17 protein-coding genes, 1 other RNA gene and 1 pseudogene are annotated in these 19,762 nt (G+C 42.1%); 10 read left to right on the top strand and 9 right to left on the bottom strand.

The annotated features are described in order from the left end of the window. Window position 1 precedes the first annotated feature (1 nt). Together H6G40_RS13975 and era are read right to left on the bottom strand one after the other, a co-directional pair. Window positions 2-679: a uracil-DNA glycosylase family protein gene (locus H6G40_RS13975; protein WP_002750869.1), complete on the bottom strand. Its 678-nt coding sequence runs from the start codon at window positions 677-679 to the stop codon at window positions 2-4. Between the two features lie 157 nt (window positions 680-836). After that, a complete protein-coding gene (gene era / locus H6G40_RS13970) occupies window positions 837-1,793 on the bottom strand; it encodes a GTPase Era (RefSeq protein ID WP_190537838.1) in 957 nt (318 codons plus the stop codon). Between the two features lie 35 nt (window positions 1,794-1,828). On the opposite strand from era, the gene H6G40_RS13965 reads away from it, so the two are divergent. The 5 genes from H6G40_RS13965 (at window position 1,829) to H6G40_RS13950 (ending at window position 7,607) form a co-directional block, all read left to right on the top strand. Then, window positions 1,829-2,596, top strand: a complete 768-nt coding sequence (locus H6G40_RS13965) for a DUF6816 family protein (protein ID WP_069474705.1) — start codon at window positions 1,829-1,831, stop codon at window positions 2,594-2,596. A gap of 224 nt (window positions 2,597-2,820) precedes the next feature. Continuing rightward, window positions 2,821-3,825 (top strand): serine/threonine protein kinase, encoded by a 1,005-nt coding sequence (locus tag H6G40_RS13960; protein ID WP_190537836.1) that lies wholly within the window; start codon window positions 2,821-2,823, stop codon window positions 3,823-3,825. Between the two features lie 464 nt (window positions 3,826-4,289). Continuing rightward, entirely contained in the window at window positions 4,290-5,396 is a 1,107-nt protein-coding gene (locus tag H6G40_RS13955) for a serine/threonine protein kinase (protein WP_242028759.1), read from the top strand. Window positions 5,397-5,441: 45 nt separating this feature from the next. Continuing rightward, entirely contained in the window at window positions 5,442-5,984 is a 543-nt protein-coding gene (locus H6G40_RS23315) for a hypothetical protein (RefSeq protein WP_242028758.1), read from the top strand. A gap of 342 nt (window positions 5,985-6,326) precedes the next feature. Then, entirely contained in the window at window positions 6,327-7,607 is a 1,281-nt protein-coding gene (locus H6G40_RS13950; RefSeq protein ID WP_190537833.1) for an HhoA/HhoB/HtrA family serine endopeptidase, read from the top strand. A gap of 246 nt (window positions 7,608-7,853) precedes the next feature. Here H6G40_RS13950 and H6G40_RS13945 read toward each other — a convergent pair whose 3' ends face one another. Continuing rightward, entirely contained in the window at window positions 7,854-9,533 is a 1,680-nt protein-coding gene (locus tag H6G40_RS13945; protein WP_069474700.1) for a WD40 domain-containing protein, read from the bottom strand. 4 nt (window positions 9,534-9,537) lie between these two features. On the opposite strand from H6G40_RS13945, the gene H6G40_RS13940 reads away from it, so the two are divergent. The 5 genes and pseudogenes from H6G40_RS13940 (at window position 9,538) to rsmH (ending at window position 14,864) form a co-directional block, all read left to right on the top strand. After that, window positions 9,538-9,786 (top strand): hypothetical protein, encoded by a 249-nt coding sequence (locus H6G40_RS13940; protein WP_002738100.1) that lies wholly within the window; start codon window positions 9,538-9,540, stop codon window positions 9,784-9,786. Between the two features lie 500 nt (window positions 9,787-10,286). Next, entirely contained in the window at window positions 10,287-11,741 is a 1,455-nt protein-coding gene (locus H6G40_RS13935) for a GUN4 domain-containing protein (RefSeq protein WP_069474699.1), read from the top strand. Window positions 11,742-11,973: 232 nt separating this feature from the next. Then, window positions 11,974-12,183 (top strand): annotated as a pseudogene (locus tag H6G40_RS24175) (hypothetical protein). Window positions 12,184-12,218: 35 nt separating this feature from the next. Continuing rightward, on the top strand, window positions 12,219-13,730 hold the full coding sequence (ilvA, locus tag H6G40_RS13925; RefSeq protein ID WP_069474698.1) for a threonine ammonia-lyase, biosynthetic: 1,512 nt from the start codon (window positions 12,219-12,221) through the stop codon (window positions 13,728-13,730). Window positions 13,731-13,982: 252 nt separating this feature from the next. Next, a complete protein-coding gene (gene rsmH / locus H6G40_RS13920) occupies window positions 13,983-14,864 on the top strand; it encodes a 16S rRNA (cytosine(1402)-N(4))-methyltransferase RsmH (RefSeq protein ID WP_002736211.1) in 882 nt (293 codons plus the stop codon). A 115-nt stretch (window positions 14,865-14,979) separates the two neighbouring features. Here the strand turns inward: rsmH and H6G40_RS23720 are convergent, their stop codons facing one another. From H6G40_RS23720 to ssrA, 6 genes are all read right to left on the bottom strand, one after another. Continuing rightward, on the bottom strand, window positions 14,980-15,111 hold the full coding sequence (locus H6G40_RS23720; RefSeq protein WP_002735344.1) for a hypothetical protein: 132 nt from the start codon (window positions 15,109-15,111) through the stop codon (window positions 14,980-14,982). Between the two features lie 106 nt (window positions 15,112-15,217). Next, window positions 15,218-15,961 carry a glycosyltransferase family 2 protein gene (locus tag H6G40_RS13915; RefSeq protein WP_133158918.1) on the bottom strand — a complete coding sequence of 248 codons (744 nt, stop codon included), beginning with the start codon at window positions 15,959-15,961 and terminating at the stop codon, window positions 15,218-15,220. A 61-nt stretch (window positions 15,962-16,022) separates the two neighbouring features. Beyond that, window positions 16,023-16,697 (bottom strand): class I SAM-dependent methyltransferase, encoded by a 675-nt coding sequence (locus H6G40_RS13910; protein WP_002737440.1) that lies wholly within the window; start codon window positions 16,695-16,697, stop codon window positions 16,023-16,025. Window positions 16,698-16,745: 48 nt separating this feature from the next. Beyond that, the gene (locus tag H6G40_RS13905; protein WP_002736520.1) at window positions 16,746-17,738 is read right to left on the bottom strand and encodes a glycosyltransferase; all 993 of its coding nucleotides are present in this window, start codon (window positions 17,736-17,738) and stop codon (window positions 16,746-16,748) included. A gap of 320 nt (window positions 17,739-18,058) precedes the next feature. After that, window positions 18,059-19,225, bottom strand: a complete 1,167-nt coding sequence (locus tag H6G40_RS13900; protein ID WP_069474697.1) for a pyridoxal phosphate-dependent aminotransferase — start codon at window positions 19,223-19,225, stop codon at window positions 18,059-18,061. 9 nt (window positions 19,226-19,234) lie between these two features. Then, window positions 19,235-19,625: a transfer-messenger RNA gene (gene ssrA, locus H6G40_RS13895) on the bottom strand. Between the last annotated feature and the right edge of the window lie 137 nt (window positions 19,626-19,762).

Here is a 19,762-nt window from a genome sequence, read left to right as displayed (position 1 = left end):
GTTAAAAGGCAAATTCAGTTAATCTTTTTTGTAATAAATCAGGAAAAAGAGCATAGTATCTTTGATTGAGAGGAGAAGGATGGGGGAGAGGCAATAAAGTCACTTTCTTTTGCTGTTTTAATCCATCTTCATCGGTAGCGGTAAGGGTAACTAGCAGTTTTTTGGTAAAGCGTTCTTTATCAAGATAGAATTTATCTACTTCTTTGGGTTTACCGTAGGGTTCAAACCATTTAAAAGCTTCCGTGCCAAGGGGAATGATATGATCACCTTGCCAATAAAAAACGAGCAGTTTTTCTATAAATGGACGAAAACGATCTTTCACTTCCCCAGAATAAGCTTTATTACCCGGCGGTTTGTAGGGAACTGTATTAGTTAGGAAAATTCGATCGCACACCGATAATAACTCTTGACGATCATGGGATTTTCTCCCCTGCCAAGCTTGAAAAAATCCCTCTCTTACCATTCTACCGGCAGCCCCGATCAAAGGTTGTCCTGCATACACTTCATCTCGTCCTAAATCCCGGCCAAAAAAGCATAACTGACTAGCAAGATTACCAGCATACAAAACCGGTTCAAAGGGGTCTTTTTTTGCCTCTTGGTAAATCAGGGTATCGATGGGAAAATCCTCTTTTTTTGCCTCTTGGTGTACCTGTTTAATTAGGGTTTTAATATCGGTCATTATTCCAGAAATCGGTTATTAGTGGCTCTCCATTCTACTACAAAAATGAAAATTATCAGTCTTCAGTCTTCAGGAGATTATTTTTATTTATTCTTCCTTTTCCCCACACCCCACACCCCACACCCTACACCCCACACCCCACACCCTACAACCCAATTCACTCCTCGGTGCGATAGCCAAATTCTGCTAAAAGTGAGCGAGATTGTCGCCATTTCGGTTCTACCTTCACAAATAACTTTAAATATACCTCCCCAGCGATTAACTTTTGAATAGCCGATCGAGCGGAAGAGCCGATCGCTTTTAACATACTGCCATTTTTACCGATGACGATCCCTTTTTGGGAAGCTCGTTCCACGTTAATGGCGGCAAAAACCTTGGTTAAAGCGGGAGTTTCCTCGACGCGTTCAATCACCACCGCCACAGAATGGGGAATTTCCTGACGGGTTTGCAGTAAAATCTGTTCGCGGATTAATTCGCCCATAATAAACCTTTCTGGCTGATCGGTGACTAAATCGGGGGGATAGTAATAGGGACCGACTTCGAGGGAATCAGTTAACAGATTTTGCAGTTCTTCGATTCCCGTCCCCTCCAGTGCCGAAAACTTGAGCAGAGGCCAGTTATTTTCCGTCGCTAAGGTGCGATAACTATCGTCGATAGGCTCCGGGTCTTCCGGCTGCTGATCGGCTTTATTTAGCCCCAAAATCGTGGGAGTTTGGTTTTTAGTCAGTAAATCGGCAATATAGCGATCGCCACCGCCCAAAAAATTACTACTATCGACAACAAATAAAACTAAATCTACAGAATTTATGGCGTTTTCGGCATTTTTAACTAAAACTTTGCCTAATTCGTGATGGGGTTTGTGAATGCCGGGGGTATCGACAAAAATCATCTGGGAGCGCTCGTCGGTGACAATGCCGCGCAAACGGTTGCGGGTAGTTTGAGCGATGGGGGAAGTAATGGCGATTTTTTGTCCCACTAATTGATTCATCAGGGTAGATTTGCCCACATTAGGACGACCAATAATGCCAATAAAACCGGATTTAAAACCAGTGGGTGCGATGGGAATTACTGCCGAATCGAGATTAAAGGCTTGGGAGTTGATAAAATCGTTCATAATTAAAGAATATTACTTAAAAAATATTTTTACCCATGCAAAGGATAATTTTGTTCTTGTTAGTATTGATTCTAGGCTGTAGTAACCATTTAGAATTATCTATAGCGGGAAATTTAAGCGATCGCTTAACTAATTATCCTCGCTGGATGACTAAACCGGTGGTTAGTTTTGCCAGCGGAGATTTAGTTTATCCCGATTGGATGGTGGGCAGTTGGACTGTCACCAGTACCCTAATCGATTTAACCGCTCCTCTTTCTCCCCAGATTATCACACCTGGTTTTGAAAGTAATCGTCGTTACCTGGAACAATCGATCGAGTTTCCGGTGAGATTCATCGAGAAAGCTATTTCCAGACCGATAAATGCTGCCTTTTTATCCACCATTATCAGTAAACCATCAATTGTGGCCGATCGATCCTTTAATGGTTTAGCAATTAGTCGGGCCTACTTAGGTAATCAATCGGTATTATCGGTAAAAACTGACCCTAATAATCCCAATCGTCAGATTACCTTTTTACGCGGCGCTCATCAACTAATTTCCACCGTAATTGCCAGAAATAGCGAAACTCCTAGCCGAAATCAATTTATTGCCACAGAAATCAGTCAACAAATTTTCCGGGGAGAAACCAACACTTATCTTAATGAGGTGGAAACCACCACCGCCTATCAGTTATTATCTGCCGATAAAATTCTAGGCGATCAGGTGACAGCCATTTATCTTTCTCCCCAATCGCCGGATTTTTTCCAAGCGCCGAATCGTCCGGTGGCTTTGTATCGTTATCGCTTAGAGTTGCTGAAAGATTAATAGAAATCCTGTAAAAATCAAAAATCTTCCCTTAGATGAGGAGACAGGAGGAGAAAAAAGACAAGAGATAATCCTAGCCATAAAACCTAAGATTAGGTCAAATTTATCTAATTGGGTCGCCGGTCGTCGGTCGTTAACACCACATTAGGTTATACTTCTAGGAAAATGACATCGCTATTAAAATAAGTTTAATTAATGTTTGTGAGCAGAGGAGCTAGGAGTTAATGGTTTGGGATCTGGGCAAGAAAATTAAAGATGGCCAGTACAGGATTCAGGAAGTATTGGGTGAAGGAAGATTTGGCATTACCTATCGAGCCAGCGATCGCAATGGTGATTCAGTGGTGATCAAAACGCCGAGGGATGTGGGTTTTAAATTGTGGGAGTCTAAGCGTTTACAGAAACTTTTTTGGCAGGAAGCGAGTAAATTAAAAGGTTGTGATCATCCTCATATCGTGCGAGTTAAAGAGTTATTTTCAGAGGGTAAAGCTAACTGCATGGTTATGGAATATATTGATGGGACGACCTTAGATCGGCGATCAACAAAAATTTTACCAGAAAAAGAAGCCTTACGCTACATTGAGCAGATTGGACAGGCTTTAATGGTGGTACATAGTCGCGGTTTTCTGCATCGAGATATTCGACCGGGTAACATTATGATTCGGACTGGTAAACCAGAAGCGGTCTTAATTGATTTTGGTTTAGCCTTAGATTTTGATGAAGAATTAACCAAAATTCGTACCCAGGAATTAGCCTCAGGTTTTGCGCCTATTGAGTGTTATTTTCTTAATAATAAACGCGGAGCTTTTACCGATATTTATAGTTTAGGAGCCGTGTTATACGAGCTTTTAACGGGTAAAATTCCAGTGAATGCGATGACTAGAAAAGATGCGATGACTCGAAAAATTGATCATCAGCCTTTAATTGAGCCGAAAACCTACAATTCAGAAATCAGCCCTAATATCAATAAAGCCATTCTTTGGGCATTGCAATTAGACGCAGATAAACGTCCTCAGTCAGTGCAAGCATGGTTTAAGGATTTAGGTTTGTCTATTCCCAAAAAAGAACAATTTAAAATATCTCAACCCATTGTTATTAATTGGACATTAGTGTGGGCTGGTGTCGCGGCGATTGCTACTTTATTAACGGCTTTAGGTGTACCAGAATTGATGAAGCAAAAGTTTACACCTCAACCAACTCCGACAGTTTCTCCCCCATCTTCTCCTAAGTAGGTAGGCGTTAAAAATTATCAAATGCCCCCCTTATCAAGGGGCGATCAAGGGGGGATCAAGGGGGGATTAAGGGGGGATCAAGGGGGGATCAAATGCCCCCCTTATCAAGGGGGGATCAAGGGGGGATCAAACCCCCCTTATCAAGGGGGGATTAAGGGGGGATCAAACCCCCCTTATCAAGGGGGGATCAAGGGGGGATCAAGGGGGGATCAAGGGGGGATCAAAGACGATTGCAGTTCGATAAACTCACTAACCACAATGGGATGCAAGACGTGCCATTGGTGTAAACTTAAGCACCACCAAACTCCCGTAAGGGCGAAGCATTTGGGCAATAACCTATCGCTGAAACCGTAAATTTTTTATCCGAATGCTTCGCCCCTACAAACTCAAATACCAAAACATAAGCCAATTTTGAGACAAAAGCAGATTTTTTGGTATGATAAAAACAACTATTGCAAAATTCTATGGTTTGGCAAGCGGGACAACTCCTCCACAATGGCAAGTACGAGATCCTTGAGGTCTTGGGACGGGGAGGTTTTGGCCTGACCTATAAAGCACGTCATCGCCAACTCACCCTGGAAGTGGTGATCAAAACTCCTGATATTTTGCAAAAAAGAGATACGGAATACGAGGATTATGTTAGACAATTTGAGGCGGAAGGACGCAAGTTAGCCAAATTTTCCCAGACTCACCATGCCCATATCGTCCGTATTTCCGATTTTTTTACTGAAGATAAAGTTCCCTGTTTGGTGATGGATTTTATTCAGGGTCAAACTTTGATGGAAAGGGTGAAAACTCAAGGAAAATTATCGGAAGCGGAATGTTTAAAATATATTCGGCAAATTGGCAGCGCATTAGAGGCAGTTCATCAAGCAGGAATGGTACACCGAGACGCTCACCCTGGCAATATTATGATTCAACCCAATGGGAATGCTATCTTGATTGATTTTGGCATTGCTAAAGAGATTATTCCGGCTGGTAGTAGTTCCACAAATTCAGGAGCTAATTTGTCTTTTGCCCCCTATGAACAGATTGTAGAACACTTTCAAAGTCAAGATAGAGCTTTAGAAAACATTACAAGTAATCGTAAACCTAGTGTCGATGTTTATACGCTTGCGGCTACTTTTTATTATGCTGTCACCGGACAAAAACCGACTCCTTCAATGGAACGCCGTTTAGATAATCGTCCCTTAACATCACCGAAAGAAATTAATCCTAATTTAAGTGATCATCTTAACAAAGCCATTACTCTGGGGATGGCTTTGAAAAAAGAAAACCGCCCTCAATCTATGTCCGATTGGTTACAACAATTGGAATTACCACCGCCTCCTGTAGAAGAAAAATATCGTCCGCCTCCTGTAGAAAAGAAATATCGTCAAGAAAAAGTTAATCCCCCACAGCCAAGGAAAGAGCCAAAAGAGGCTGAAAAAAAAGCCCCTGTTAACCCAAACCCTTCTGATAATTCTCTTCAGAAAAAACTCAAAGCTCTTCCCTGGGGTTGGTTAATCGGTGTGTTTTTTGTTTATGGTGTAATTGGTTACACTTTAGCTGCCAATTCAGCACGATGGTAAGTTTGGGCTGGGGCTGCAGCTGGGGCTGGGGCTGGGGCTGGGGCTTTGGTTGCGGCTTTGGCTGTGGCTGGGGTTGTGGCTGGGGTTAAGGCTGCGGCTGTGGCTTTGGTTTGGGCTGTGTCTTGGGTTGCGGCTATATCTGTGGCTTGGGTTGCGGCTGTGGCTGTGGCTTGGGTTGCGGCTGTGGCTGTGGCTGGGGCTGGGGTTTGGGCTTGGCCTTGGGCTGGGGCTGTGGTTGTGGCTTGGGCTGGGGGGGTTGTGGCTGGGGCTGGGGCTTGGGTTGCGGCAGTGGTCGGGTCATGGTTCTATCACCGGGAAAATACAAATCAGTTTGCACCTTTCTTGCTTTTTGTTTTTCCTGGATTGATAGGTGGTATTACTTTCAGTCTTATGTCAGGGAATGTTCTTGGAGGAATAGTAACTGGAATAGGGAGCATGGTAATAGTATTTACTCAGGGTTGTACTGCATTGGAGTTAGACAGGAAAAACTTTAGCCCTTTCAATATTTTTCTGATTCCTGCGGTTACAAATTTAAGTGGTTTAGCAAGCGGTTGGTTATTGGGTTTTCTCCTGCATTCCAAAGGCTAACAAAACATAAAACTATCCTCACAATTCCGTTTTTTCTATTGTTATCTTCCCTAGATTAGGTTAATTAATGCAACCCAAAAATTAAATTGTGCCATAGTAGTGAGTCTATTCTGCTGAGGAGCATCTCACTTGTGCCATGCGTATTAATGCTTATAGCTGTCAAAAACTATAAAACAATGAGCTTGCAATCAAAAGTTCATGTCTGCGTCACAGTAAGTTCATATCCCCCACCTAAATTAGAGATAGTCAGTCCCAAGCCGTTTTCCGAAACACTCCTCTCACACCCACGATTATTAGGACTGACTTTTATTCCCTTCTCAAAATGGTTAAACAATAAAAACTATGACTCGCAATATTTTTAACGATAATATTTCCCCGCTCAACGAAGGCAATCCCAAACGCTCCAAATCTTCTGCAATGAAAAAACTTTTTGCCTATTCCTCCTTACTGGTTTTGGGTGCTGGGTTAGGCATCGGTGCCACCTACGCCTACAGCCAAAATCCTCTAGAATTAGCCCAAAATATTGCCACCGCTACCAATAATCCTCGCCCCTCCACAGCAGCCGCAGCCGCTCCCTCGTCTCTGGTTATTCCTACCAATTTTGTCGCTTCTGTGGTGCAAGAAGTGGGGCCGGCGGTGGTAAGAATTAATGCTTCTAGGGAAGTCAATGGAGGCGGTGATTTTTCGGAATTTGCTAACGATCCTGTTTTCCGTCGCTTCTTCGGTTCCCAAATACCGGAGCGAGGAGAGAGACAAGTTCAAAGAGGCACGGGTTCAGGATTTATTATCAGTAATGACGGTAAAATTATCACCAATGCTCACGTTGTCGAGGGAGCAGATAAGGTGACTGTCACCCTCAAAGATGGTCGCACTATTGATGGTAAAGTCTTAGGTAGTGATCCTTTAACTGATGTGGCAGTGGTACAGGTGGAAACGAGCAATTTACCCACGGTTAAATTAGGTAATTCTGATAGTTTACAGGTGGGAGAATGGGCGATCGCTATCGGTAATCCTTTGGGATTAGATAACACTGTCACCACGGGGATTATTAGCGCCAAGGAACGCAATGGCTCCCAAATTGGTGCTAGTGATAAACGGGTGGATTTCCTGCAAACCGATGCGGCAATTAACCCCGGAAACTCCGGCGGACCTTTGTTAAATGCTCGGGGAGAAGTTATCGGAGTTAACACCGCTATCATTCAAAATGCCCAGGGTTTAGGTTTTGCTATTCCGATTAAAACTGCCCAAAGAATCGCTGAACAATTAATCGCCACGGGTAAGGTGGAACATCCCTATCTCGGTGTTCAAATGGTACAGTTAACCCCAGAGGTAAAAGAACAATTAGCCGATAGTCCCATGGCTGATAATTGGACTATCCCCGATGATTCTGGTGTCTTGTTAGTGCGGGTGATGAGAGATTCTCCTGCCGCAGCAGCAGGATTGCGATCGGGTGATGTGTTAAAGTCTGTAGGTGGTAAGAATGTTACCGATCCCGATGCAGTTCAGGAAATTGTGGCTAATACTCAAATTGGCGATAATTTACCCGTAGAAATTAGCCGAGAAGGACAAAAAATTAATCTGAATATTCAAGTGGGTAGCTTGAATACTGCTAACAGATCCTAGTCTGGAAGATAAGTGGTAAAAGACCTAAACTTTATAGAGAGCTTGTTAGTAAGCTCTCTATATTTCTGGTTTTACTTTTGGCTCTTGAATCGAATAATTATAGCATTTATCTTAATGGTGAGATAAGTAGGTAGGCGTTAAAAATTATCAGATACCCCCCTTATCAAGGGGGGATTAAGGGGGGATCAAGGGGGGATTAAGGGAGAATCGAAAGATAGTTAAATACTTGAACCTACGCTGACAATTTTACTGTTGGGAGATAGAAAATAAAAACCGCTCGTAAGCTCGATTAATTTTTTGCATAATTTTAATCGCCATGGCGGAGGAATTGTGATCGGGGTGATACTGACGAGCAAGCTGATAATATCTTTGTTTAACTTCTGAAAAACTGGCATTCTTAGAAATTTCTAAAACCTCCCACCAATCCTCGGAATCGGAGGGCAATATTTCTAATTCTCCTAACATTTCTGACCATATTTTTACCTTATGTCCATAACTACCTGTAATTAAAAATTGACCGTCAGGACTAAATTTTAAGGGAGCAGTTCCCCGTAAAGTTTTAATTAATTCTCCTGTTTGTCCTTGCCAAATTTTAATTTCTGTTCGGGAAGCACTAGCAATTAGATGGCGATGAGGATTAATAGCAATACTGATAATTGCCTGCTCGTGTGCCTGCCAACTTTTAATAATTTCTCCTGTCTTTATATCCCAGATTTTAATCACTTTATCACTACCACCACTAATTAGATATTGACCATCATTACTAAAAGCTAAACTGTTAACGGCTGCCCTGTCACCGATAAAAGTTTGATAAGCATAACTATGATCAAATCGCCATAATTTAATAGTTTTATCATCACTACCACTAGCAATAATTTGGCTATCGGGACTAATAGCACAGGTATTAACTGCCTCCTCATGACCGATTAAAGTTCGCTTTAATTCTCCTGTATGATAACCCCAGATTCGCAGAGTTTTGTCATTACTAGTGCTAACAATAAATCTTTCATTGGCAGCAAAAGCTAATTGTAAAATTACACCATGGTGGCTATGGGGAGCATTGACACGAGCGAAAAAACTACTTTTATACTGCTTAGTGTCTAATTGCCACTGACTAATTCTGCCATCTAATCCACCAGCAATAATCGATTTACCGTTAGGACTTATCGCCAGAGTTTGGATCGGTTCATTAACTCCCACAAAGGAATAAATTAATTTACCCGTTTCTCGCTGCCAAAGTTTTATGGTTTGATCTTCTCCCGCACTAGCGATAATTTTACCATCAGGACTAACATCGATCGCCCCAATATTTTCCTGATGACCTTTAAGAGTTTGGAAACACTGCCAAGATAAACGCTCTGGAATAGTAATTTCTGTAGAATATAACTGTTGATTTTCCTGAACAGATACTTCTTCTAAAAGTCCCTGTAGTTCTGCCTCTAGATTTTTATATTTTCGCGTAACCTCTTGCCAAAATAAAGCTTCTTCGTACTCTCTAGTAATGCGATCAAAAAATTCTAGATTGCCATAAAAATTATTGTTGGAGTAGGTGGGGGATAACATTTTCATCAGTCCGTAGACTCCTAACCCGACTATCCCACCAGCGATCGCCATAGAACCGACACCAACACCGAAAGCTGTACCTTTAACCGCGACTCCCACACCCCCAAAGGTAGAGTAGATACCGATTCCGCCAAGGCTTCCTATTCCCAAAGCTAACCCGACATTGTGATCGTTTGTTTCTAGTCCTTGCAGACTGGCATAAATTGCCGAACTTGTCAGGATGCCAATCCCCGTCATTCCCACTAAACCGACGCTTATACCGCCAAATCCGCCGACTAAGCCAATATTTCCCAGACAAGCAGATAAATTGGCTCCTGTGACTCCACCGACGGCAGGAATAACAAAATCGAGCTTTTTAGCCATATTTTTGCGAAATAATCAAGTTAGTCATCGGGTTTCTCCTATAGAGTTTAGCCTAGTTTGGTATCGACGACTGACTCCCCAAAATGGTACTTTTCCCTCCTGCCCCTGCCCCCTGCCCCCTGCCGACCGCCTCTTTCAAGTCAGTCCCGATGAAAAAATTTTCACCCCTACAGATGAAAGAGGTTTTCTTCCCTACACCCCACACCCCACACCCTACACCCTCTTTCCAGTCAGAGGCAATCAGGAAAAATGATAAGTATTTTATATATAAATAGCTTCAATGCTTAAAAATATTTAAATTTACAATCGGTAATATTTATTTTTACTTAAGAATTTATTGAGAATAATTTTTATTTATTTACGAGGTTGCAATACTTCCAGCGATTCTGGTACAATTTTCCATTATGCTATGATGGCCTTTATTGTAATTTTTAAGGTTTTTATGGTCTAGGTTGTCTTAAAACCCTTGCTAAATCTAGACTTTTCCCTTGAGCAAAACCAAACACTTTCGCCAATTATCCCTTTTTTCCCCAACAGCGTTGATCTAATTTTTGTGTAGTTTTGTTGCAAAGTCAAAATTTTTTTGACAAAATGGCTAAATTGTGGTATGGACAAAGTATAACGGGTTGTGGATTGACCATACCTGTCACCTTATTTTCAGCGAATTATCAGAAAATTTGCCCACTAGAGTCGCCCTAGCTTGCTTTCTTTTTCTATAATAGGGGTTAATCTTCCCACACTTGTCAAACGGCTATGAGTCTCTGTCTCAATCCCGATTGTTCGCACCAAAACACCCCCACGGATAAATTCTGTCATAAGTGCGGTTCTCAATTACTGCTCAGAGAACGTTATCGAGCGCTAAAATTAATCGGTCAAGGGGGTTTTGGCAAGACATTTCAAGCGATAGATGAAGATAAACCCTCAAAACCCTATTGTGTAATTAAACAATTTTTTCCGTCAGCGCAGGGAACAGGAACTTTACAAAAAGCAGCAGAATTATTTAAAGAAGAAGCGATTCGTTTAGATAGTTTGGGAAGATACCCACAAATCCCCGAACTTTACGCCTATTTTACCGCTAATGACGGGCGACAATATCTCGTTCAGGAATATATCGAGGGACAAAATCTAGAACAAGAATTAAAACAGGAAGGAGTATTTAACGAAGCCAAAATTAAACATCTTTTGTCAGAGATTTTACCGATTCTAGAATTTATTCATAGTAAACAAGTAATTCATCGCGACATTAAACCCGAAAATATTATTCGCAGAAAAAGCGATAATAAATTGATTTTAGTGGACTTTGGAGCGGCAAAATTTGTCAGTCCTTTAAATCGTTCCATGACAGGAACAATTATCGGTTCTGCTGAATATATTGCCCCAGAACAGGGAAATGGCAAGGCAGTTAATGCCAGTGATTTGTATAGTTTGGGTGTAACTTGCCTTTATTTATTAACTGGAATATCTCCCTTTGATTTATTCGATGGGGGGGAACACCAATGGGTATGGCGACAGTGGTTAGTTAATAATCCTGTTAGTAATGAGTTAGGGAATATTCTGGATAAATTAATCGAGTTTGGCACAAAAAAACGCTATCAATCCGCCTCGGAAGTGTTGTCAGCTTTGCAGATAAAAACATCAGTCTCTATATCTCAGACAACTATTACGCAAACTCCCCCATCTATTCAGCTTAAAAGTGCCAAAGGAATCGATTATCGGAACTTAGAAGATTTATTGAAATGGCAGCAATGGAAGGAAGCGGACGAGGAAACCATGAAGGTAATGCTACAGACTGCCAACCGCACAAAAGAGGAGTTGCTGTGGATAGAGGATATCGATAAGTTACCCTGCGAAGATTTGCGAACAATTGACCAATTATGGGTGAAATATAGTAACGAAAAATTTGGCTTTTCTGTGCAAGCGAAAATCTACCGCGAACTCGGTGGGACGCAGGAGTATAATGAAGAAATCTGGAACGCTTTCGGCGATAAAGTGGGCTGGCGGCAAAGTATATACCTAATGAAGAGATGGATATACTACAAAGACGTTACTTTTGACTTGAAAGCACCCCAAGGCCATCTCCCCTGTAGATTTCTTGTAGTTAGAGGTTTGATTGGGTTGGGGATGGTGGGATGGGGTTGGAATGGGGAGAAGTGGGGTGGACTTAGGGTATCTTCTCTCGCGTGGAGACTTGCAAAATGTAAAATCTAAAGTCCAGTCGGGTGCGTTAGGCAAGCATAAACCACCACCCTCCTATTCTGTAAAATAGGGATAACAAAACTGGCACAATTCTAGGAGAAGATATTTGCCGACCAAAAAACAGAAAGATACCGCTATCTTTATCTGTCAATTGCTTATCTTTTCTCTACTAACCGATATACCTATTCCGCTCACGATTCAGCTTATCAATAATAATCTAGAGAAATTTTAGGGTAAACTCCAAATGCTAGAAATTACCAAAAACTATGTATTAGACGAGGATCAAAAGCTGATTGCCGTTAAGATTCTCATTGCCGAATTTGAAAAAATTGCATAAATCCTAGAGGACTACGGACTAGGAAAACTCATCGAAAAAGTTGAAAATGATCAAAGGATTCAGTATGATAGCTCTTTATTGCGAACCGGACCGACGATGATCTATTCTGGATCCTAGCCTGACTTGCCAATCCCCACCGCCAAAAAAGAATAATGTACTGCGATTACCTGGTTCAAATCCTCACCGCACGCGTCTATGATGTCGCCCAAGAAACCCCCTTGGAATTTGCCCCCAATCTCTCCCAACGCTTGCACAATCAGCTTTTACTCAAGCGTGAGGATATGCAGTCAGTTTTCTCTTTTAAACTGCGCGGCGCATACAACAAAATGGCGTATTTGTCAAGGGATTTGTTACAAAAAGGTGTAATTGCTGCCTCGGCGGGAAATCATGCTCAGGGAGTCGCTTTGGGAGCGCGGCAATTGGGAACCCAAGCGATTATCGTTATGCCTGTCACCACTCCCCAAGTCAAAATCGACGCGGTAAAAGCCCGGGGGGGGATTGTCGTCCTGCACGGTGACACCTACGATGATTCATACACCTACGCGCGGCAGTTAGAAGCGGAAAAAGGCTTAACTTTTATCCATCCCTTCGATGATCCGGAGGTAATCGCCGGCCAGGGTACGATCGGTATGGAAATTTTACGACAATATCAGCAACCGATCGAGGCCATTTTTGTCGCTATTGGTGGCGGTGGCTTAATATCAGGTATTGCCGCCTATGTCAAGCGTTTACGCCCAGAAATTAAAATTATCGGGGTGGAACCTGTGGACTCAGACGCGATGAATCAATCCCTAAAAGCCGGTTATCGGGTGCGTTTGTCGCAAGTGGGATTATTTGCCGACGGGGTGGCGGTGCGCGAGGTGGGAGAGGAGACTTTTCGTCTCTGTCAGCAGTATGTGGATGAGATTATTCTCGTGGATACGGATGATATCTGTGCCGCGATTAAGGATGTTTTTCAAGATACACGCTCGATTTTAGAACCTGCGGGGGCGTTAGCGGTAGCAGGAGCGAAAGCTTATGTAGAAAGAGAAGGAATTGAGGATAAAACCCTCGTTGCTGTGGCTTGTGGGGCGAATATGAACTTTGATCGTCTGCGGTTTGTGGCGGAAAGGGCCGAATTAGGGGAACGGCGCGAGGCGTTGTATGCTGTGACTATTCCCGAACAACCGGGCAGTTTACGGCGTTTTTGCGAATGTGTCGGCAAACGCAATTTAACCGAATTTAGTTATCGCATTGCCGATGAAAAAGAAGCGCATATTTTTGTCGGCGCCCAGATCGAAAATCGCAGCGATGCCAAGAAATTAGCCGAGAGTTTTGAAGCTTGCGGCTTTAAAACCCTCGATATTAGTGATGATGAATTGACTAAATTGCATCTGCGCCACATGGTGGGAGGGCGATCGCATTTAGCTGATCATGAATTATTTTACCGCTTCGAGTTTCCCGAACGACCGGGGGCTTTAATGAAATTTGTCGCCTCCATGAGTCCCCACTGGAATATCAGCGTTTTCCATTATCGCAATAACGGGGCCGATTACGGGCGCATCGTCGTGGGCATACAGGTCCCCCCCGATGAAATGAATCAATGGCAAGCTTTTCTCGATACTCTCGGCTATCGCTATTGGGATGAAAGTCAAAACCGGGCCTATCAGTTATTTTTAGGTTAGAGTTGGCTGAATAAATCTAAAAACCTTGTTGGATAAGGCTTTTAGACTTTTTTCCCCTCAAAAAGTGCTGACCATTGGAGTGATCGGGGGTAAAATTCAGGCACTTTTTCCCTGAAAATTAGGCAACTGACTACCTCAAAATCGGTAAAACCCTACACCCCACACCCCACACCCCACACCCTGCCCCCACCAACAAACTTTTTGCCGCAAACCCTAGGTTAAATCGCCATTTTTAGGAAGTTATCAGTACAGATGAATCAAGATTTTCCCCATATTTCCGTTTTGAGTCAAGAATTAATCGCCGGCTTAAATATTCAACCCGGGGGGCATTATCTCGATCTTACCCTAGGGGGTGGTGGACACAGCCGCTTGCTTTTAGAAGCTCATCCCGAAACGAAAGTAACCGCCATCGATCGCGATCAAAGCGCCCTAGAAGCCGCTAAAATTAGTCTTGCCCCCTATCTAGATAGCCGTTTAACCCTCTGGTGGGGGAACTTCGCCGATTATAAGGGACAAAATAGCAGTTTTGATGGCATTATCGCCGATTTAGGAGTCAGTTCTCCCCAATTCGATCAGAGCGAGCGCGGCTTTAGTTTTCGCCACACGGCAGCCTTAGATATGCGGATGGATCGCTGTCAATCCCTGACGGCAGCCGATATTATTAACCATTGGCAGGAAAAAGAATTAGCGGATCTTTTTTATCAATACGGAGAAGAACGTTTATCTCGTCCTATTGCTCGCTCGATCGTCCAAAAACGTCCTTTTACTACCACTACAGAATTAGCGGCTGTCATCGCTAGTTCTGTCCCCGCTAGTTACCGTTATGGACGTATTCATCCGGCAACGCGGGTTTTTCAATCCCTACGCATCGCTGTTAATCAAGAATTAGATTCTCTGCAAAAATTGTTAAATCAAGCCCCCCACTGGCTAAAATCCGGGGGAATTATCGCTATGATCAGTTTTCATAGTCTAGAAGATCGTCTGATCAAGTATGGCTTTCGCGAAGATAATTCCTTGAAAATTATCACGAAAAAGCCGATTATTCCCAGCCGAGAAGAACAGGCTAAAAATCCCCGTTCTCGTTCGGCTAAACTAAGAATAGCCCAAAAGATCGAATCAGAGGTTATCCTATAGCAGTTATCTTAATAGTGAGGTACAAACTATCTGGTTTTAGGGAGTCGTTATCTTGAGGAAAAAGGCTGTGGTAAAGTAAAAACCAAGAAAGAAAGCCAGTATTTATTCTTCAAAATCACTGACTAAAATAACGCAGTCCTTTTACCAATCTTTCTACTGCCGTTAAAGCTGTTTCTGGAGATAAAGTCTGCTTCAAAAGCTTGTCCCACAGGGTATCTAACTTCCGTTTTTGTAACAAATGACCCACTAATGAATATTTTCAGCACAATACCCAGGAAAGCCAGGGTGGAACTATCTCGATAGTCAGAGTCAATTATTCGAGATGCGTTGTCACTCATAAAACAACAAATAACCTAGTTATCTGTAGCTTGCCTATAAATAGGGATGATTTTCGATCGAACTGTATAGAGCCATCGATCGAGCCTTCTTTTTCGTCTAAACCATTGGGGATGGGCAATATAATGATAACAGCTATCAGGGTTTACGGTTTGTATTTGGTAGCCTAACCCTTGAACCTTTTTAGAAATGGCAATTTCAGATGCGATCGCTTCCCCATAGTTTTTGCCAAGTATAAACCCATCTATTTTTTCTAAAATGGAGCGAGATGTAAAAATAATAATTGATTGTAAGTGTTCGGCAGTTTCCCCTTCAGGGATTTTATGTTCCTCTAAAAAATGTCGGTAAAAATCAACTCTTTTAATGGGTTCACCATTCAGTAAATGATCCCGATTAATTTGATTATAACTAGATCGCACCAGTTCTTCCCAAGTACATTCCCAGTTTAAACTTTCTCCTAGAAGTCCTATTTGGGGAGATTGACAGAATCGATCAACAAAGGCTTTTAACCAGAGCGGACGGACAATAAAACAGTCATCTTGAAGAAATAAATAATAGTCATAAGGAGGCAAATGTCGCCAACCATAATCCCATGCACCTATGTTAAATCCTGTATTTTCTCGTATTAAATACTTGACTTTTTGGCTATCTAATTGAGGTAAATCAGGTATATTACCCAAACTGTTGGCATTACAGACGACCACGATATCGAAGAGACAACCCGACTCAATACGTTGAAGCTGTTTAAGTAAGTGGAGCAAAGGTTTAATACTCCGCTCACACCAGAATGAAATAATTACAAGGTTTTTCATGTTTCTGAACTTATTTCCTGCAAGCACCAATTAGATATTGAACCGTTAAAAATTCTTCTAAGAGATGATGATTTAAGCGATTTATACTTTTAAGCAACGAAGGACCGGAAAAGGATCTAGGTTTAATACAGGTCACTTTTAAATTTGCTTGTTCAAAAAGATTAATCATCGTCTTTTTGGTAAAAAATCGAAGATGAGTTCTATCGAGAATACCCATTTCTGTATAAGTCCAATTACCTTTAAACAGGAGATCCTTCATGACGTAGATATGTCTAATATTAGGGATACTTGCAATCATCACACCACTTGGATTTAGGAGATCAAGATGGGCTTTAATGATGTTCCAAGGACTTTTCAAATGTTCTAAAACATCGGGATACATTATGCAGTCGAAACGGTAATTTTCGATTTCCATCGGGATAGGAGTTCGATCCAGATCACAAACAATTAATTTTTCCCAACAACCCTGTCGTTTTGCTACTTCAATCGCCTCAGCACTAAGATCAATTCCTATTACCTTACTGCCATATTTATCCACAATAGCTTTGCCAGTTTTACCAATACCACAACCCACCTCAAGAACACTTTTGGGAGTATAGGGTATTAACTCTATTAGGTCAAACCTAGTGCGAGAATTCAGAAAATATGGGTCTAAATTATGAGATATGTCTGGAGAGTTGGTCATGATAAACTATTTTTTACACGAAGGAGAAATAATCGATCGAGAATTGAATTATGCTTTTGACTTGCCAAGGTTGTTTATTTTGTGTTTAAATCTGTCGTATTTGAAAGCTAAATATCGCTGACTGAACAACCATCTTTTTTCAAATTGACTTAAAGCAGACCATTGGTCGTAGGTGGGAAAAGCCACATCTTTGAAAAAAGACATCCATTGATTTAAAGTGGTTTCAATTGTGTGTTCTTTCGCCCTCTCATAACCGTTTTCAACCATTTTTTGATAAAGTTCTGGAGAACTTTTCAGACGACAAACTGCTTCAATTGCCTCCTCTAGAGAGTGAATAATAATAAAATCTAACTCCGTCTTTCTTTCTGCTAAAAAGCCTAACTCTGGAGTCAAAAGAGCGGGAACACCCGCGTGCCAAGCATTAATTAGCTTAATAGAACCTTTATTAGGATAATTTCGAGAATCAAAACTACGCGCGGCTACAATCACATCTAGATTAGTATAATTGTTCCAGTGAAATCTATCCCAAATCGGCATCCAATGGCAATTGAGAGTAGCCAAAGACTCTGGCCATGCTTCCGACCTTAATTCCGGTGCCAACTGACCCCTGGTGCCAATGTAAGAAATATTCTCCACTAGGGTGTTCCGTTCCCTATCTCTGGGAACTAACCCTGGCATCGGCCAATGACTAATTAGATAGGGGTTCCAAATAGAGTCCTTAACCTTCTCCCAACTAGACGGATTATAAACAATGTGTAGGTGAGCCGAAGGGTGATATTCTTTGTCGCTTTTGACACAAACTAACATGACCTTATCTAGGAAAGGATAGTCATTATCTAGGGTATCTCGGTCGGCGATTAAAATTCCTTGCTCTGGGATTTCTCTGGCTATTTCACAGGGAAAGCCGGCTTGTTTAAGATGAAAGTAGGTTTGGGCTATCCAAGCCGTAAAATTGCTATGATCGCCTGTCCATAGAGTCTGGTCTTCCTTGATATTTTTTTGTCTGATTTCGCCAGGGGCATAAAAATAGATTGTTTGCATTTTTAGGCCAGAGCATTCCGCATCCCCTAGTCTAGATCAAAAGCGCTTTGCCGTCAATTGTCCAAGAGTTCAGCAATTCTGATTATGAAAATCAGCCAGCCAAACCCCTAGTCTCAAGAAATACATTTGATCGCCTCCCAGGGTGGATAATTAGGAAACAATCCCTTGAGCTAGGGAAATAGTACCAGGCTTCGCTTTAAGTAATTGACCGACCACGGCAATAATCGGCGTTTGCACCCCATCCATGCGCGAAAGAAGGTTTTTCATCAGTTGTGGTAAAGTAAAAACCAAGAAAGAAAGCCAGTATTTATTCTTCAAAATCACTGACTAAAATAACGCAGTCCTTTTACCAATCTTTCTACTGCCGTTAAAGCCGTTTCTGGAGATAAAGCACCGTAGGCAAGACGCAAATAACAGCCTTCTGTTATCCCAAAAGTTGAACCGGGTAACACCGCCACCCGCTGCCGCTCGATTAAACTTTTAACTAACTGAAAATCATTCTTGTCTGTGGTAATTTTCAGGAAAAAATAAAAAGCCCCTTCCGCAGTGGCAACATCACAGATATCGCCGATTGATTCTAAAGCATTCAGGCAAATTTCTCTAACTTGACTGATAGTTTTTAACTGTTCTAAAGGATAGCTTTTACCCACCTGTAACGCCCCTAGGGCCGCGTATTGCGAAACCACCGGCGGACAAATTAAAATAGTATCCTGAATCTTATTAATCGCCTCAGATAAATGTTCTGGTACTACCATATAACCAATGCGCCAACTGGCAAAACCGTAGGCTTTTGAGAGACTAAATAAGGAAATAGTCCAGGATTCACTGTCAACAATTGCCGCCGGAGAAAAGTGACGGGCATGGTTATAGGTAAAATACTCATAAGCCTCATCATGAATGTGATAGATGCCCTTTTTTTGACAGATGCGATTGACTTCTCTTAGGGTATTTTCTGGATAAACTACTCCCGTGGGATTATTAGGAGAAATCGTCACCACTGCCTTAGTTTTTGCCGTGATTGCCTCTTCAATGGCAGCCGGATGCAATTGATAATTTTTGTCTGTGGCGACCAAAATTACTTGACAATCAGCCATTTTTATGGCCATTTCATGATTGAAATAAAAGGGAGTGTTGAGAATAATTTCATCCCCCGGGGAAGTAATGGCTAAAATAGCATTCATAAAGGCCATATTACTGCCCGCCGTCACAAAAATTGCCTGTTTATCGCTGATTTCTATCCGATTATCTTCGGCTAGTTTTTGCCGAATTACTGCTAATAAGGGGGAAATTCCCGCCACGGATTGATATTGATGATTTTTGGGATTAGCTAAAAATAAAGATAGAGATTCGATCGCTTCCTGGGGTGGATAATAGGAAACAATCCCTTGACCTAGGGAAATAGTGCCGGGGTTCGCTTTAATTAATTGACCGACCACGGGAATAATCGGCGTTTGCACCCCGTCCATGCGGGAGAGAAGGTCTTTCATTAAACTAATCAGTGGAGCCGAGCAGAGTCGAACTGCTGTCCAAATTAGGTATTGACTGTCCGTTCATTCACAGGTTTAGTTTCGATTACCCTCGAAACGGGGACTGTCACTTATCCCGGACAGTGGGATGCTCTAGTTAAAGCTTAGACGGTTAACTAACTAGAGAAAGTTAAACGTGGCATCCGTTGGGGGTTTATCCATAGTCCTTAACGGAGTCAAACTATGAATGCTCGAGTCGATTAGAGACTATTAGGCAGCTACAGGAGCGGCTTTACGAGCGAAAGGAACGATGTTGTTCGCATTTACTTTTTGTTTGAGCCTTTGATTTACGAGAGGAGACTCACTCTCGACCTGTATCACGGGGGAGCTTTCGCTAACCTGTCGAAACCGTTACGGCCCCTTGTGCTTACATTCTGATTATAGCACATTTTTTGATTAAGCTAATTGTGGCTCAATTGGGATTTTTCCGAGCTTCCCAGTCTTCAGAGCCAGTCCAGATGGGAAAAAAGGTTTTTATCGCTGATTTTTGGGGAAATT

It is taken from the genome of Microcystis viridis FACHB-1342 (genome assembly GCF_014698335.1).
Lineage (GTDB): Bacteria > Cyanobacteriota > Cyanobacteriia > Cyanobacteriales > Microcystaceae > Microcystis > Microcystis ichthyoblabe_A.
The sequence above is the reverse complement of the archived record's forward strand: the minus strand, read 5'-3'. Positions and strand labels throughout refer to the sequence as shown.